Annotated in this window: 15 protein-coding genes and 1 tRNA gene; 7 read left to right on the top strand and 9 right to left on the bottom strand. The window is 58.5% G+C overall.

Going from position 1 to position 14,675, the window contains the following annotated elements:
* Positions 1 to 58 precede the first annotated feature (58 nt).
* Positions 59 to 1,129: an isocitrate/isopropylmalate dehydrogenase family protein gene (locus J9870_RS10935; RefSeq protein WP_210643944.1), complete on the bottom strand. Its 1,071-nt coding sequence runs from the start codon at positions 1,127 to 1,129 to the stop codon at positions 59 to 61.
* Between the two features lie 254 nt (positions 1,130 to 1,383).
* Between J9870_RS10935 and rraA the strand changes: the two genes are divergently transcribed.
* Complete coding sequence (gene rraA / locus J9870_RS10930; protein ID WP_210643942.1) at positions 1,384 to 1,866, top strand: ribonuclease E activity regulator RraA; 483 nt, start codon at positions 1,384 to 1,386, stop codon at positions 1,864 to 1,866.
* On the opposite strand, the gene J9870_RS10925 is transcribed toward rraA, so the two are convergent.
* Positions 1,859 to 2,797: a GntR family transcriptional regulator gene (locus tag J9870_RS10925; RefSeq protein WP_210645193.1), complete on the bottom strand. Its 939-nt coding sequence runs from the start codon at positions 2,795 to 2,797 to the stop codon at positions 1,859 to 1,861. The genes rraA and J9870_RS10925 overlap by 8 nt on opposite strands.
* A gap of 231 nt (positions 2,798 to 3,028) precedes the next feature.
* On the opposite strand from J9870_RS10925, the gene J9870_RS10920 reads away from it, so the two are divergent.
* The 4 genes from J9870_RS10920 to J9870_RS10905 all read left to right on the top strand — a co-directional run bounded on the left by J9870_RS10920 (position 3,029) and on the right by J9870_RS10905 (position 6,834).
* Positions 3,029 to 3,688, top strand: coding sequence for an aspartate/glutamate racemase family protein (locus J9870_RS10920; protein WP_210643940.1), 660 nt, complete (start codon positions 3,029 to 3,031; stop codon positions 3,686 to 3,688).
* A 30-nt stretch (positions 3,689 to 3,718) separates the two neighbouring features.
* Entirely contained in the window at positions 3,719 to 4,507 is a 789-nt protein-coding gene (locus J9870_RS10915; RefSeq protein ID WP_210643937.1) for a TIM barrel protein, read from the top strand.
* Positions 4,508 to 4,637: 130 nt separating this feature from the next.
* Positions 4,638 to 5,381: an acetoacetyl-CoA reductase gene (gene phbB / locus J9870_RS10910; RefSeq protein WP_210643936.1), complete on the top strand. Its 744-nt coding sequence runs from the start codon at positions 4,638 to 4,640 to the stop codon at positions 5,379 to 5,381.
* A 118-nt stretch (positions 5,382 to 5,499) separates the two neighbouring features.
* Positions 5,500 to 6,834 (top strand): CitMHS family transporter, encoded by a 1,335-nt coding sequence (locus J9870_RS10905; protein WP_210645191.1) that lies wholly within the window; start codon positions 5,500 to 5,502, stop codon positions 6,832 to 6,834.
* 455 nt (positions 6,835 to 7,289) lie between these two features.
* Here the strand turns inward: J9870_RS10905 and J9870_RS10900 are convergent.
* The 6 genes from J9870_RS10900 to J9870_RS10875 all read right to left on the bottom strand — a co-directional run bounded on the left by J9870_RS10900 (position 7,290) and on the right by J9870_RS10875 (position 11,819).
* Positions 7,290 to 7,365, bottom strand: a tRNA-Gly gene (locus tag J9870_RS10900).
* Positions 7,366 to 7,427: 62 nt separating this feature from the next.
* Complete coding sequence (gene pgsA, locus J9870_RS10895; protein ID WP_123343204.1) at positions 7,428 to 7,988, bottom strand: CDP-diacylglycerol--glycerol-3-phosphate 3-phosphatidyltransferase; 561 nt, start codon at positions 7,986 to 7,988, stop codon at positions 7,428 to 7,430.
* A gap of 32 nt (positions 7,989 to 8,020) precedes the next feature.
* The gene (gene uvrC / locus J9870_RS10890; protein WP_210643934.1) at positions 8,021 to 9,844 is read right to left on the bottom strand and encodes an excinuclease ABC subunit UvrC; all 1,824 of its coding nucleotides are present in this window, start codon (positions 9,842 to 9,844) and stop codon (positions 8,021 to 8,023) included.
* A gap of 2 nt (positions 9,845 to 9,846) precedes the next feature.
* Positions 9,847 to 10,488 (bottom strand): UvrY/SirA/GacA family response regulator transcription factor, encoded by a 642-nt coding sequence (uvrY, locus tag J9870_RS10885; protein ID WP_134923765.1) that lies wholly within the window; start codon positions 10,486 to 10,488, stop codon positions 9,847 to 9,849.
* A gap of 127 nt (positions 10,489 to 10,615) precedes the next feature.
* On the bottom strand, positions 10,616 to 11,050 hold the full coding sequence (locus tag J9870_RS10880; RefSeq protein WP_210643932.1) for a GNAT family N-acetyltransferase: 435 nt from the start codon (positions 11,048 to 11,050) through the stop codon (positions 10,616 to 10,618).
* A 10-nt stretch (positions 11,051 to 11,060) separates the two neighbouring features.
* Complete coding sequence (locus tag J9870_RS10875) at positions 11,061 to 11,819, bottom strand: carbon-nitrogen hydrolase family protein (RefSeq protein ID WP_210643930.1); 759 nt, start codon at positions 11,817 to 11,819, stop codon at positions 11,061 to 11,063.
* A 155-nt stretch (positions 11,820 to 11,974) separates the two neighbouring features.
* On the opposite strand from J9870_RS10875, the gene J9870_RS29680 reads away from it, so the two are divergent.
* Both J9870_RS29680 and J9870_RS10870 read left to right on the top strand, forming a co-directional pair.
* The gene (locus J9870_RS29680; RefSeq protein ID WP_281728965.1) at positions 11,975 to 12,103 is read left to right on the top strand and encodes a hypothetical protein; all 129 of its coding nucleotides are present in this window, start codon (positions 11,975 to 11,977) and stop codon (positions 12,101 to 12,103) included.
* 333 nt (positions 12,104 to 12,436) lie between these two features.
* Entirely contained in the window at positions 12,437 to 13,507 is a 1,071-nt protein-coding gene (locus J9870_RS10870; protein ID WP_210643928.1) for a 3-deoxy-7-phosphoheptulonate synthase, read from the top strand.
* Positions 13,508 to 13,548: 41 nt separating this feature from the next.
* On the opposite strand, the gene J9870_RS10865 is transcribed toward J9870_RS10870, so the two are convergent.
* On the bottom strand, positions 13,549 to 14,610 hold the full coding sequence (locus J9870_RS10865) for a hypothetical protein (RefSeq protein WP_246883097.1): 1,062 nt from the start codon (positions 14,608 to 14,610) through the stop codon (positions 13,549 to 13,551).
* Between the last annotated feature and the right edge of the window lie 65 nt (positions 14,611 to 14,675).

Raw genomic sequence — 14,675 nt, 5'->3', positions numbered from 1 at the left:
TTTAACCGCGCAACACTCCGGACAACGGGCGGCATGACCGGCATGCCGCCCGAGCCGATCAGCCCAGGATGACCTTGGCGACCGCTTCGCCAAACGCCTTGGTGCCGAACGAACCACCCAGGTCCGGGGTACGTTGCTCTGGGTTCTTCAGGACCGCGTCGACCGCCTTGTCCATTGCCAGACCCGCATCGATCAAGGCCTGGCTGTCATGATGTTCACCCATCCATTGCAGCAACATGCCCACCGAAAGAATCATCGACACCGGGTTGGCTTTGTCCTGGCCGGCGATATCAGGCGCAGAACCATGTTGGGCCTGGGCGCAGCAATGAACGTCGCTGGCCATCATCGAACCGGCCAGCCCCAGGCTGCCGGACAACTCGCTCGCCAGGTCGCTGATGATGTCGCCGTAGAAGTTCGTCGCCACCAGCACGTCAAAACGCTCGGGGTTACGCACCAGGTGTGCCGTCGAGGCATCGACCAGCAGGTCGTCCAGCTCGACTTCAGGGAAATCCTTGGCCACGTTGCGCACGCATTCCAGGAACAGGCCGTCGGTCATGTGGAAGCTGTTGGCCTTGTGGATGGCGGTGACCTTCTTGCCACGCTTCATGGCCAGTTCAAAAGCACGGCGAGCGATGCGGTCGCTGCAATGACGAGTGATCTTGCGCGTCGACAGGGCCATGTCCGGGGTCGGCATCACTTCGCCCCAACCGCGGCTCATGTTGCGGTCCGGGTAAAAGCCTTCCGTCGCTTCGCGCATGATCACCAGGTCCATCGTCTTGCCTTCCTTCATGTTTGAAGTCAGGAACGGACGGGTACGCGCAGGACGCACGTTGGCGTACAGGTCCAGGCCGATACGGAAGCCGGCGGAGACGTTACGACCGCCCTTCTCCGGCGCCGGATAATCGGCGTGGGACTGAGTACCCAGAATGATGCCCTCGTAGCCCTTGGCCTTTTCCAGCACTTCTTCACGCAAGGTGGTGCCGTATTTTTCAAGGCTGGTGAAACCAACGTCGTCGTAATCGAACTCCAGGCCCAGATCGAATTTTTTGTTGGCGGCTCGCAGGACCGACATCGACGACTCAACGATTTCCGGACCAATACCATCACCAGGAAGAACCAAAATACGCATCGAACACCCCTTGCTTATTGTTGAGCTGATTTTCTGGAGCCGGTGCGTCAGGCACCGCCTCGATTTATGTATATCGTAAATACAAAGTACAATATTGGCGAAGCGAAGTCCTTAAATGATCGCTGCCGTTCATCACGACCTGTCCGGCAGCATCATTTTCGCCTTCACAAGATTGCATTTTATTGCATGAATATTCAGTTTGTGCAACCTTTGTGCTCACGACCACCCTTATCCGGAATCAGGAGACTCAGCCCATGACCGTCAAAACATCTGACCTGTGTGATCAGTACCCGGACACCATTCGCGTCCTGGCCCCAATTTTCAGCGACTTTGGCGCTAAGAATGACTTCGAAGGCCGCGCCTTCACCCTCAAGTGCTTTGAAGACAATTCCAGGATCAAGGAGATCAGCAGTCTGCCGGGCCATGGCAGGGTGCTGGTTGTCGATGGCGGGGGGAGCGATCGCTACGCGCTGTTCGGCGATGTGATCGCAGAAGATCTGGTGAAAAACGGTTGGGCCGGCGTTCTGATCTACGGTTACATCCGGGATAAAGCGGCCCTGCGCACTATGCCAATCGCCATCAAGGCGCTGGGCACCTCGCCGCGTAAGACTGTCAAGCGTAACGAGGGGCAGATTGCAGTCACGGTGGAGTTCGCCGGGCACGCCATCGCAGATGGCGATCAGTTATACGGCGACGATGACGGCGTGGTGCTGCTGAACGAGCCGCGCGCTAACTGACAACCGAGACCTCAAGGCTGCGCTGGTGTTCCAGCTCATCCTTGGCCTCTTTGTCGGTTTTTTGCCGGCCGACGACATCGAGGTGATTGCGCAGAAACTCCGCGGCAGCTTCTCGCTGCCCACTTTCAATGAGGTCCAGTAGATGGATGTGTTCCTTGCACTGGTTGATCAACCGAGGTCGATCGACGTTGGCCTTGTAGGCCATGAATCGACGCAGCTGATTTTGCCGGCGAATAGCTTCGAGAAAAAAAGCATTGCCAGAGCAACGGACCACCAGTTCATGAAGCTGCGCCCCCACTTGGAAAAGCTGAGATCGCGAAAGGCTGAAAATATCGCCATCCAACATCTTTTGCTGGATCTCCCGGGCCTTTGCGAACGCTACCTTATCCACCTCGTAGCCTGGCTCCAATACGGCGGCAGGCTCGATCGCCATTCGAAAACGGTAGCTCTGGATATGCGCCTTGGAGTCATGCAGGAAGCTGTTGATCTCCCACCCCTGCCCTGGCTTGCGCTCAATCATCGCCTCATTGGCCAGTCGATTCAGGACCTTCATGAGCTGCCCTCTCGGCACCTCGTACTTGCGCATCAGCTCGGCTTCAAAAAACGTCGTCGGGATATCACCGCGAAGTACGTCATCGACCACTCGCAAATAAAAATCTTCGAATGGGTCGACCTCCAGGGGGAGCTTCCGGCTATCGATTCCTCGCGCATCCGTCGTCAGGAAATAGCCCCGATTCGGTTCCTTGGTCGCGAGCCCCAACTCAGCCAGCAAAGCGAAACCTCGGCGTATGGGCGAACGGGAAACCCCCAACTCCTTGGCAAAAGACTCCTCGCGCAGTGGATCACCGGCGCGCATCGACCTGGCTCGAGCCATATCAATGATCTTGGGAGCCAACTGCTCGGCAAGGTCTTTTTTTATCTTGGGCTTCATTTTGGATTGTTCGCCCGCCAATGGTGATTGAGGAATCGATTCTGCTGAATTCATGGAAACCGGCTATCCGAGGAAGATGGCGTCAATTGCGAGGATTCTGGGGTAGAGCCTTGCTCATCCCTGACCATCCCTTGAAAGAAAAATAACACACCTATTGCACATCAACACGCCGCTGAGATGTCGCGATATCACCGGCTATCAACTTGATCGACCACAACTTGAGGTTACGTCATGACCGCACCACGCATTTATTTGATCCACGCAACACCGGTATCGATTGCTCCCATAACTGAAGCTTTCACACGGCTTTGGCCCGAGGCCAAGCTGGTCAATCTATTGGAAGACTCGCTTTCCGGCGATTTGGCAGACGCGGGTGAACTCACCCCGGCATTGAACGAGCGCTTCTTGAAACTCGCCACCTATGCCGCACAATCGGGGGCTGACGCCATCTTGTTCACCTGCTCGGCATTCGGTGACGCCATCGACCTGTGCAAACGCTCCCTGAGCATTCCCATCCTCAAGCCGAACGAAGCCATGATCGAGCAAGCCATTGAGCGCACGTCAAAGATCACCATCCTGGCGACCTTCCAGCCAGCCATTACGTCAATGACTGAAGAGTTCCAACGCTATGCACAGCAACAAGGCGTTGCGCTGGAACTGACGACCCACGTTTGCCCTGGAGCATTCGATGAACTGCGAAAGGGTAACGTTGATCGCCATGATGCGCTGATCGCCGATTCGGCGCGAACGCTGACGAACAGCGAACTGCTGTGTTTCGCACAATTCTCAATGACCAGCGCAGCACAACAGGCCAGCCAGACGAGTGGCCTTGCCGTGCTGACCACGCCTGACAGCGCTGTACTGAAGCTGCGTGGCCTGCTGAACGCTTGAAGCCGTCATAAAGATTCCGGAGCTACACGCATGATCAAGTTAAACGCACATATTGGTTTCCAGTTTACGGAACTGCCTTTTTTGGAACGATTCTGCGCTGCCGCAAAATCAGGCTTTCGAGCGGTCGAGTTCCCCTCGCCCTATGAATACGAAGCGACACAAATTGCGGAGCTTCTCGATGAATATCACCTTCAGATGGTGCAATTTTCCGCACCAACTGGCTCCACAAGGGGGACCACCGGCATTTGCGCCTCGAAGCAAGCGTTCCTGGCAGAAATCACCCAAGCCGTCCAATACGCAAAGACCCTGGACTGTAAAATGCTTCACCTGATGTCGGGTGTATCACTGCCTGAACTCGGGGTGATTGCCGACAGCGGCCTTTACCGGCGCAATCTGAAGTACGCGGCAGACTTCCTGGCCGACGAAGGTATTGAGCCCCTGATTGAGGTCATCAGCTCAACTGAGGTTCCAGGTTATCTCATGAGTCGCTTCGACTTTGCCGAGCAAATGCTTGAGACGATTCCCAATCTGGGCCTGATCCTGGACACCTACCACACGGAGTTGCTTGGCGAGGACTGCCTGCGAAAGCTGAATCAGTGGTTGCCGCGAGTGAGCCATATCCAAGTGGCCGACTTCCCGGGCAGACATGAACCGGGGACTGGCACTATCGATTTTCCCAAGCTGCTTTCCCTGCTCGAAGACCATGCTTATCAGGGCTGGGTGGGATGCGAGTATCGCCCTCATACCTCCACACTCGAAGGCCTCGACGGTTTAAGGAGAACCCTCAAGCCCAGCCCGCTGGAAGATGACCGTTGGTAAGAAAACGTTTCTTTTTGCAGAAATTGTACCGCGTTATCTTGCAAAACAATTTGGAGTGGAGTTTATTAGGACCAGTAGCCTGATGGCTGCACGCAATGCTCCCAACAAAAAACACAACAGGAGTGAACGCATGACCAAGAAAATCGCATTTGTGACTGCTGGCATGGGAAACCTCGGCACAGCAGTCTGCCAGCGTCTGGCGCGGGACGGCTTTACCGTCGTCGCGGGCTGCGGGCCTGATTCCCCATTGAAGGACACCTGGCTGGCCCAACAAAAGGCACTTGGCTTTACCTTCATTGCATCGGAAGGAAATGTGGCGGATTGGGACTCCTGCCGCCAAGCCTTCGAGCAAATCAAGAAAAATGTCGGCCCCGTGGATGTTCTCATCAACAACGCCGGCACTGCCCGAAACGTCGTGTTCCATGACATGCAGCCCAACGACTGGACTACTGTCATCGATACCAACCTCAACTCGCTGTTCAACGTGACCAAACAGGTTATCGATGGCATGGTCGAGAGAGGCTGGGGACGGGTCATCAATATCTCGTCGGTCAACGCCCAGCTGGGTCATGTGGGCCAGGTCAACTACTCCACCGCCAAGTCCGCCATCCGGGGCTTCACTCGCGCATTGGCACGAGAAGTCGGGCCTCGCGGCGTCACGGTGAATACGGTGTCCCCTGGCTACATCGAGACAGCCAAGCTCAAGTCCGTCACAACCACCGAAGTCATGGATCGCATCATTCAGGACATTCCGACTCGACGACTCGGAACACCTGAGGAAATTGCCTCCGTGTGCGCCTGGCTTGCATCCGATGAAGCCGGATACGCCAACGGTGCCGACTTCTCGCTCAACGGTGGCCTTCACATGAGTTGATACCCGTGTGAGACTCAGCGGCAACCCGCTGGATCAACCCAAAATACAGCGGGAACCTTGATGCGCTTTGAGCGCAGATCCCATAAAAATAATTGTACTTTACGTCAAGGTGATACAAATGCTTTCACTACTCGGCTACGGCATGATCGTGACCTTCATGGCGCTGATCATGACCAAGCGGTTGTCACCCTTGGTAGCCATGACAACAGTTCCGATCGTATTCGCGCTCCTGGCGGGATTTGGCCCGGACATGGGCAATATGATGATCGACGGTCTGAAAAAAGTGGCTCCGACCGCGGTCATGGTGATGTTCGCAATCCTCTACTTCGGCGTGATGTTCGATACGGGTCTGTTCGATCCGATCATTCGCAAGTTCATCAAGTTGATCAACGGCGACCCGATGAAGGCCGTTGTGTTTGCCGCACTGTTGGCCGGTTTGGTATCGCTGGATGGCGACGGTTCCACCACCTACATGATTACCGTCACTGCGATGCTGCCACTGTTCAAGCGTCTACGACTGGAGCCACTATCGCTCACTTGCGTGGTGATTCTTGCAGCGAGCGTGACCAACCTGCTGCCGTGGGGCGGTCCACTGGCGCGTGCCGCGGCGTCCTTGCAGGTCGATACATCCGAACTGTTCATCCCGCTCATTCCCGTCATGGTGGTCGGCTTCCTTGGCGTGCTGGCACTGGCTTACTTCATCGGTATTCGCGAGCGTCAACGCTTGGGCAAACTGCGCTTGTCGGTGAGTGCCGCCGCCACCGTCTTTGATGATGAGTCAGATGGAAGCTTGCCATCCATGTCGGATGAAAATGCCGAGCTGCGTCGCCCAAAACTGTTCTGGTTAAACGCCAGCCTGACAGTGGGATTGATGGCCGGGCTGGTGACGGAGGTGTTACCCCTCTCCATTCTATTCATGGTCGCGTTCTCCGTTGCCCTGGTGATCAACTATCCACACATGAACGATCAGCGTCGCCGCATTTCCGCGCATGCTCCGACCGCTTTGAACCAGATCGCGATCTTCCTGGCAGCCGGTATCCTGGCGGGCATTCTGTCCGGCACCGGCATGGTCAATGCAATGTCGGCGAGCTTCCTGGCCATGCTGCCAGTGACCTGGGGCCCTTACATGGCACCGATCACCGCGCTAGCGAGTATTCCGGGCACGTTCTTTATGTCTAACGACGCCTTCTACTATGGCGTATTGCCGGTCCTCGCCAAGGCTGCCGAGGTGTATGGCATCACTCACGCGGAAATCGGCCGCGCTTCGCTGGTGGGTCAACCAGTCCACTTGCTCAGCCCCCTCGTGGCCTCGACCTACCTGCTCTGTGGCTTGGCCGGCGTGGAGTTCAGCGACCATCAGAAATACACCATGAAATGGGCGTTCGCGCTGAGCTTCCTTATCTTGCTCGCCTGTCTGCTGCTGGGACTGTTCCCACTGGCGGCGGGTGTCTGACGAAGACACGCCAGCTCTGCATATCAACGTTACGCAATAACAACAAATCCCGGAGACAGAAATGTCTCTGGGATTTTGTTGAGTACGTTCAGTACGACCATGCGGCTTTGACTCGGAAAAAAACCGGTAGATCAAACGTCGGTTGGACATTACCGCACAGTTGAGCACAATCCGATGATGGCCCGCCGCCGAGCGGAGCGCTTTATGCCCGACATCGCTCCAGACAACGATGACTCTAGTCAACGACTTGCAGCAATACTTCCAGGATCAACAACCGTAGCTGAACCAGGAACTGGATCTTCAACAGGTGGCCAAGGCCTGTGACATCGACTTAACTGCTGAGGCGGCTGAAAGATTCTCCGTTGAAGTGCTCGAACATTCAGCAGTGCATTTAACGCCGGGGCATTTTCCAGGCACAAAAAAAGCCACTCATCTGAGTGGCTTTTTTTGAATCTTGGAGCGGGAAACGAGACTCGAACTCGCGACCCCGACCTTGGCAAGGTCGTGCTCTACCAACTGAGCTATTCCCGCGTCTTGGTGTGGCGCATTCTATAGATTCAGATTACGCCGTCAACCCTTTGATTCAAAAAAGTTTATTTCGGGTCTACGTCAGTGCGCAGATGCGGCCAGGCGGCGCGCAGGTACTGGACCATCGACCACAGCGTCAAGCCAGCGGAAATCAGCAGCAATGCATAGCCCAACAGGACCCAGAAACTGAAGTCCGACGGGTTGGCCAGCAGGATCACCAGCGCCAGCATTTGAGCGGCGGTTTTCCATTTGCCCAGGTTCGACACGGCGACCTGGGCACGCGCGCCCAGCTCGGCCATCCATTCCCGGAGTGCCGATACGACGATTTCGCGGCCGATGATCACCGCCGCCGGCAAGGTCAGCCAGAGGTTACCGTGTTCCTGCACCAGCAGCACCAGGGCCACCGCCACCATCAGCTTGTCGGCCACCGGGTCGAGGAACGCGCCGAACGGCGTGCTCTGCTCCAGGCGGCGGGCCAGGTAGCCGTCGAGCCAGTCGGTCGCGGCGGCGAAGGCGAAGACCGAGGCGGAGGCCACGTAACTCCAGTGGTACGGCAAATAGAACAGCAATATGAAGATCGGGATGAGCAGGACGCGTAGAACGGTAATCAGGTTTGGGATATTCATCGGCACAACTGGCTACGAGGTTGACGGGCATTCTACTCGCTGTGCAGGTTTGCATAAATCGACTCAGCGAGCTTTTTACTGATACCGGGTGCTTTGGCTATCTCTTCGATGCTGGCACGAGACAGCTCCTGCAATCCACCAAAATGTTTCAGCAGGTCGCGACGTCGGGTCGGACCGACCCCGGCCACCCCTTCCAGCGTCGACGTGCGGCGGGTCTTGCCACGGCGGGCGCGGTGGCCTGTGATGGCGAAACGGTGAGCTTCGTCACGGATCTGCTGGATCAAGTGCAACGCCGGTGAGTCGCCCTTCAGGGTGAACTCGTGGGCGGCATCGTTCAGGTACAAGGTCTCGAAGCCGGCCTTGCGGGTTGCGCCCTTAGCCACGCCCAGCAGGATCAAGTCGGGCACCATCAGCTCATTGAGCACGTCGCGGGCCATGGACAGCTGGCCTTTACCACCGTCCACCAGGAGGATGTCCGGGAGTTTGCCCTCCCCGTCCTTCAGCTTGCCGAAGCGGCGCATCAACGCTTGATGCATCGCGGCATAGTCATCGCCCGGGGTCACGCCTTCGATGTTGTAACGGCGGTAATCGGATTTGATCGGGCCTTCCGGACCGAACACCACACAGGACGCCACGGTGGCCTCGCCGCTGGAGTGGCTGATGTCGTAGCACTCCAGCCGTTGCGGCGGCTCGTCCAGGTTGAGGACGTCGGCCAGGGCATCGAACCGCGCCGCCACGTGTTGGCGGTTAGCCAGGCGAGCACCCAGGGCCTGTTCGGCGTTGGTCACGGCCAGTTGCTGCCAGCGCGCCCGCGTACCACGCACGCGGTGGCTGATGGTCAGTTCACGACCGCGAAGCGTATCGATGGCTTCGATCAGGGCCGGGAAGTCTTCATGGACCACGTTGACGATCAACTCGGCCGGCAGGTCGCGTTCCGGACTGCTGATGTAGTACTGACCCAGAAAGGCCGCCATGACCTCGGCGACGTCCTCCTCGATACCGACCTGAGGGAAGAAGTTCTTGCTGCCCAACACCCGACCGCCGCGCACGCTGATCAGGTGCACGCAGGCACCGCCCGGGTTGATGAACGCGGCGATCACATCGACATCGCCACTGCCGCCCTCCATGCTCTGCTGGTCCTGTACCCGGCGCAGCAGGCCGATCTGGTCCCGCAGTTCGGCGGCCCGTTCGAATTCAAGGTTGACCGCCGCGTCTTCCATCGCTGCTGACAGCTCATCGGTCAGCGCATTGCTGCGCCCCTCCAGAAACATCACCGAGTGACGCACGTCCTCGGCGTAGACCTCGGGTTCGACGAACCCGACGCAAGGGGCCTTGCAGCGCTTGATCTGGTATTGCAGGCAGGGCCGGGTGCGGTTCTTGTAGTAGCTGTCCTCACACTGGCGAACGAAAAAGGTCTTTTGCAGCAAGCTCAGGCTTTCACGAATTGCCCCGGCGCTGGGGTAAGGACCGAAATACCGGCCCTTGGCCTTCTTTGCCCCGCGGTGAATACTCAGGCGCGGGAACGCCCCGTCGGACAGGAACACGTACGGGTAGGACTTATCGTCACGCAGCAGGATGTTGTACGGCGGGCGCCATTCCTTGATCAGCGTCTGTTCGAGCAGCAACGCCTCGGTTTCATTGGCGGTAATGGTGGTTTCGACTTGCGCGATGCGCCCCACCAGGGCAGCGGTCTTCGGTGCGAGGCCGGTCTTGCGAAAGTAACTGGCCAGGCGCTTCTTGAGATTCTTCGCCTTGCCGACATACAGCAGGCGCGCATCGCTGTCGAACATGCGGTACACGCCTGGGCGGCCACTGCATGTAGACAGGAAAGCGCTTGGATCAAACAGTTCAGTCATTATCAGGCGCTGGCATCGACCATGCCGTGGCGCACCGCCAGCAGCGTCAACTCGACGTCGCTACTGATCGATAGTTTCTCGAAGATACGATAACGGTAGGTATTGACGGTTTTTGGCGACAAGCACAGCTTATCGGAGATGATCTGCACCTTTTGGCAACCGACAATCATCAAGGCGATCTGGATTTCCCGCTCCGACAACGCGTCGAAGGGCGAATCGTTGGTCGGTTGGAACGATTTGATTGCCAACTGCTGGGCGATTTGCGGGCTGATGTAGCGTTGCCCGGCGAATACCAGGCGGATGGCCTGGACCATCTCGTTCAAACCAGCACCCTTGGTCAGGTAACCCGCTGCGCCCGCCTGCAATAACCGGGTGGGGAACGGATCTTCTTCGCAGACGGTTACCGCGACCACCTTGATGTCCGGGTGGCTGCGCAGCATTTTACGCGTAGCCTCAAGACCGCCGATGCCGGGCATCTTGACGTCCATCAACACCACGTCGGGTTTCAATTCACGGGCCTTTATCAGGGCTTCTTCCCCGGATTCGGCCTGGCCAACTACCTGCAGGCCATCGATGTCAGCCAGCATTCGTGTAATGCCCGTACGGACGAGATCATGGTCATCGACCACTAACACCCTAATCAAGCAGACACCTCACGATTTGGTCTTATTTGGGTTGCCCCACACCTTAGCAAAAAAGCATCCGACAGACCTAGCGCAAAGGGACAGATAAAAGTTACAACACTTCTTGATCGCCACAATATCCGAGGTCTCAAGCACCGGCGTCTCGCTGCATTCTCAGGAAACACTCGTCCTCGCCCACGACACGCAGCCCCATGCGTTCGTAAAGCGCCCTGGCCGGATTATTCTTGAAAACCGTCAGGCGCAGTGCCGGCCGACGCTCCAGCGCCACCATGCCCCAAACCTGTCCGATCGCCCAAGTACCGGCACCCTGCCCGCGAAACGCCTTATCGATCTGTAGTTCGCGGATATACAACGCCCGGGCATCACGGCTGAGGCTGGCAAAACCGAGCTTCTGGTCGCCCCGGCAGATGATCCAGTTCTGGCGAATGATCCAGGCCACATCGAACGCTTCGTCCTGCCACAGCAAATCATGCTTGAGGTAATAAGCCAACATGTTGTCGCAGGTCAGCTGCCGGGCGAAGTCGATGTCCTCGGCCGTTGCCGCACGCCACTGAAAACTCATGCAAACCTCGTCAAAACGTGGCTACCGGCACGACGTGCCCGGCCCAGCCATCGGCGGCGCGACGAGCGATAACCAACAGATCACCCGTGCCTGGCGCTGCCGCAATCTGCGCACCATCCGCGCCCCAGATCGCGCTGCGACCGGCCGATTCCCAACCACCGGTGGCGCCACCATGATTGGCCATCAGGACCGTCATGCCATGTTGCCTGGCATAACCTTGCAGCAGTGCCGTATCAGGCACGTAGCCACCTTCGGTAATCAACACACCTGCCGCATACAGCGTAGCGCCCTGCTCGGCTGCCGCGGCAGCATGACTGGCGTGGGAAAAATCGGCGCATACCGCCAATGCGACGTGCTCCGGCCCCATCGCCAGCATCGAGCCACCGTAGCCTGGAGCGAAGGCCACTTCTTCGCCAGGGTGCAAATGCTGCTTGCTATACACCCCAAGGGATCCGTCGGCACCGAGGACCAATGCACCGATCAATACCGGTGCGCCTGCTGATAGACGGATCGGCATACCAACCACTGCGGTCAGAGCAAGTTCGCGCGCCAGCTCACGCAGCGGTTGCAAGATGCCATCCTCCGGTAGGATAGCCAGTTCCGCAGCCAGGCCCCGTTCGTAACCGGTGAGCGACAGCTCAGGAAACACCAGCAATTGCACATGCTGCTCAGCGGCGACCTGCATGAAACGTTGATGTCGCACCAGATTGGCCTGAATGTCCCCCGCGATGGAAATCGACTGGGCGGCGGCGAAGGTTGGAGCGGTCATGGTTCTTCCCGAGAAGACGATGCAAAGCCGAAGTTTGTCATAAAGCCCGGCGGACTCAAGCCAGCCTGAACAATTGCATGCCGGCGATAGAATTTTCTGATTGAACCGGCGCACTGCACTCTAGTAAGCTCAGGGCCATTCAACGGAGACAGACCATGTTCAACGCCCTCTCGCCGCTTCAAACCGCCAGCGCCCCGCGCTCGGTTGCGGCTGCCTGGGCGAACAGCGCTCAAACTCCGGTCAACTTTTATTTTGGGTATTGGTTTAGCCACTGGCGCGCCTGATACCCAACCGGCGCCCACTTTAAAACGGGTCGCCTTCCAGAGTTTTCCAAACCCCCGGTCGGCCTCCCGACCGGGGGTTTTGTTTTTCCGGCCCCAAAACATTTGCAACACCCGACAACTTGAGGATTGAGCCATGAACTACGCCACTTATTACCGTTACGACAGTTTTTCCGCCTGGCGATTTACCAGCCACCGCTCGGGACAGCCTGCCGCCTCCGATCGGTCACCTGCCGGTGGCAAGCCTCAATTGCGGGCCAATACGGCCAATTGTCGAACACCCCAATAGGACCGGCACGCGGGAACGAACCCGCTGCCCGTCCAGGAAGTCAGATCATGAATTCGTCCGTCTCTGCTTTGCCGCTGTCCACGCTCAACCCTGCCAATGAAGCCCTGACCCTGCGTCTGCCCAGCTCGTTGCAGCTCAAGCATCAATTGCCCCTCAGCACTGCGCTGAGCCAACAGGTTAGCGCCCACCGCCAAGCCATCCGCGCGATTCTCGATGGCGAGGACTCCCGCCTGCTGCTCATCGTCGGCCCCTGCTCCATCCACGACCCGAAATCGGCCCTCGAATACGCCGCCAACCTGGCTCGCGTTGCCCATGAGGTGAGCGACAGCATGCTGCTGGTGATGCGCGCCTACGTGGAAAAACCCCGCACTACCGTGGGTTGGAAAGGCCTGGCCTACGATCCGGGCCTCGATGGCAGCGATGACATGGCCACCGGCCTGACGCTGTCCCGAGAGCTGATGCGCGAGATGCTCCAGCTTGGCCTGCCCGTCGCCACCGAACTGTTGCAACCCATGGCCGCCAGTTACTTCGATGACCTGCTCAGTTGGGTCGCCATCGGCGCGCGCACCACCGAATCGCAGATCCACCGGGAAATGGCCAGCGGCCTGGGCATGCCAGTGGGTTTCAAGAACGGCACTGACGGCGGGGTCGGCATTGCCTGCGACGCCATGCGTTCGGCGGCCCATCCTCATCGGCATTTCGGCGTCGACAGCCAGGGGCATCCGGCGATCATCCAGACTCCGGGCAACCCCGACACCCACCTGGTGTTGCGCGGCGGCCATCGCGGACCGAACTATGACCACCAGAGCGTCGCGCAGATACACAGCGACCTGACCCGCTTGAAGATACCGGCCCGGATCATGGTGGACTGCAGCCACGCCAACAGTGGCAAAGACCCGTTGCGTCAGCCACAGGTGTTCAATGACGTGTTGGAGCAGCGCCTGCAAGGCAACCGCGCCCTCGTCGGCATGATGCTGGAAAGTCACCTGTTCGAAGGCTGCCAGCCATTGAGCCCATCGATGCGTTACGGTGTATCGGTCACTGATGGTTGCCTAGGTTGGGAGGCCACCGAACAGTTGCTGCGCCAGGCCCATCGCAAACTGCAATTGCCCGCCTGAGCCCCCCCCCCCGCAAGAGCCCTCCCTCGGAGGGCCTTCGCTCAGCCCGGCACCTTGGAGGGCACCTGGACCGTGACCCAGCCGGATTGCTGGCTGACGTCATCCAGACGCTCGACCTGGTAGAACAGCCGCACCGAGCGACCGCGCTGGTCCTGCCAGTACGCCGCTGGCACGACAAAGGTGACCCGCTGCCCCGCCATGGTCTCAGTGATTTCCCGCTCCTCGACATGGGCATAGTTGCCGTTGCATTGCAGCCAGACCAACTCGCCTGCCTCAAGCCTGGCACCGTCGATGACGACCGTCACCCCATCGTGCAAATCGTCGAGATCCAACGTCCCCCCGTCCAACCCCAGAAGCCGGGGCGCCTTCAACGCAGGGCGCACCAAAGGGCCAATGTGCAACGACAAGGGTTCGCCGCGGCGCACTGAGTGTCCGCGCCTGACGACATAAGCCAGGCTCAGGCGGTGGCCGATGTGGGGCACTATTTGCGCATGATCGATCCAGAACGACAGCTCACGACCGACCGCATGGGCCTCGATATCCAGCACATCGCGCCACAGCGCCTTGGCGTCCCTGCTGGCAGTCAGGATCAGCCGATCGCCAACCGCCATCCTGGGATAGGGCCGAATGGTCAAACAGGTTCCCTCCGGCACCCGCGCCGGATCGAGGCTTGCCCCCACCGCATCATCGGCAACAGGCGCCAGCAGTTGCGATGGCACGTCGCCGATCTCCAGTTGCAGGGCTTCTGAAACCAACGTCGCCGGTAATTGTTTGCCGGTCACCTGGTAGGAGAGCTCCAGCGAGCCGCCATCCAACTCGGCGATATGGGCTTGGCGCACGACGAAAACCACGTCTCGCCCCACCTGGCGCTCTGTCACGAACCGTCGTACTTCATGTCGATATGCCTGGGCGTCTGAGTTGAGCCCGTGCCAGAACAGCAACAGTTCGTCCCCACACGCCATCAGCGGATAAGGCTTGACGGTGATGACGGCCTTTCTCCAGGCGGGGTTGATCACCCCTGCCTTGGCAGCTGGCAGAGACGGTGCCGGTAGCGTGGCGGTTGATGTAAACCGGGCTCGTTGGGCGGTTCGGTAAGTGCTCATGTATAGGCTCCAATCCTTGGATTAGTGGCACCGTTTTTACCTGACGGTGCCCGACATCCCATTAA

Origin of the sequence: Pseudomonas sp. Tri1 (genome assembly GCF_017968885.1) — a bacterium.
GTDB lineage: Bacteria > Pseudomonadota > Gammaproteobacteria > Pseudomonadales > Pseudomonadaceae > Aquipseudomonas.
The sequence above is the reverse complement of the archived record's forward strand: the minus strand, read 5'-3'. Positions and strand labels throughout refer to the sequence as shown.

Coding starts and splice junctions, on each gene's coding strand:
- phbB (WP_210643936.1), top strand. CDS start 4,638: ATGACCAAGAAAATCGCATTTGTGACTGCTGGCATGGGAAACCTCGGC.
- pgsA (WP_123343204.1), bottom strand. CDS start 7,988: ATGAATATCCCAAACCTGATTACCGTTCTACGCGTCCTGCTCATCCCG.
- J9870_RS10905 (WP_210645191.1), top strand. CDS start 5,500: ATGCTTTCACTACTCGGCTACGGCATGATCGTGACCTTCATGGCGCTG.
- J9870_RS10880 (WP_210643932.1), bottom strand. CDS start 11,050: ATGAGTTTTCAGTGGCGTGCGGCAACGGCCGAGGACATCGACTTCGCC.
- J9870_RS10875 (WP_210643930.1), bottom strand. CDS start 11,819: ATGACCGCTCCAACCTTCGCCGCCGCCCAGTCGATTTCCATCGCGGGG.
- rraA (WP_210643942.1), top strand. CDS start 1,384: ATGACCGTCAAAACATCTGACCTGTGTGATCAGTACCCGGACACCATT.
- J9870_RS10935 (WP_210643944.1), bottom strand. CDS start 1,129: ATGCGTATTTTGGTTCTTCCTGGTGATGGTATTGGTCCGGAAATCGTT.
- J9870_RS10870 (WP_210643928.1), top strand. CDS start 12,437: ATGAATTCGTCCGTCTCTGCTTTGCCGCTGTCCACGCTCAACCCTGCC.
- uvrC (WP_210643934.1), bottom strand. CDS start 9,844: ATGACTGAACTGTTTGATCCAAGCGCTTTCCTGTCTACATGCAGTGGC.
- J9870_RS10915 (WP_210643937.1), top strand. CDS start 3,719: ATGATCAAGTTAAACGCACATATTGGTTTCCAGTTTACGGAACTGCCT.
- J9870_RS10920 (WP_210643940.1), top strand. CDS start 3,029: ATGACCGCACCACGCATTTATTTGATCCACGCAACACCGGTATCGATT.
- J9870_RS29680 (WP_281728965.1), top strand. CDS start 11,975: ATGTTCAACGCCCTCTCGCCGCTTCAAACCGCCAGCGCCCCGCGCTCG.
- J9870_RS10865 (WP_246883097.1), bottom strand. CDS start 14,610: ATGAGCACTTACCGAACCGCCCAACGAGCCCGGTTTACATCAACCGCC.
- J9870_RS10925 (WP_210645193.1), bottom strand. CDS start 2,797: ATGAAGCCCAAGATAAAAAAAGACCTTGCCGAGCAGTTGGCTCCCAAG.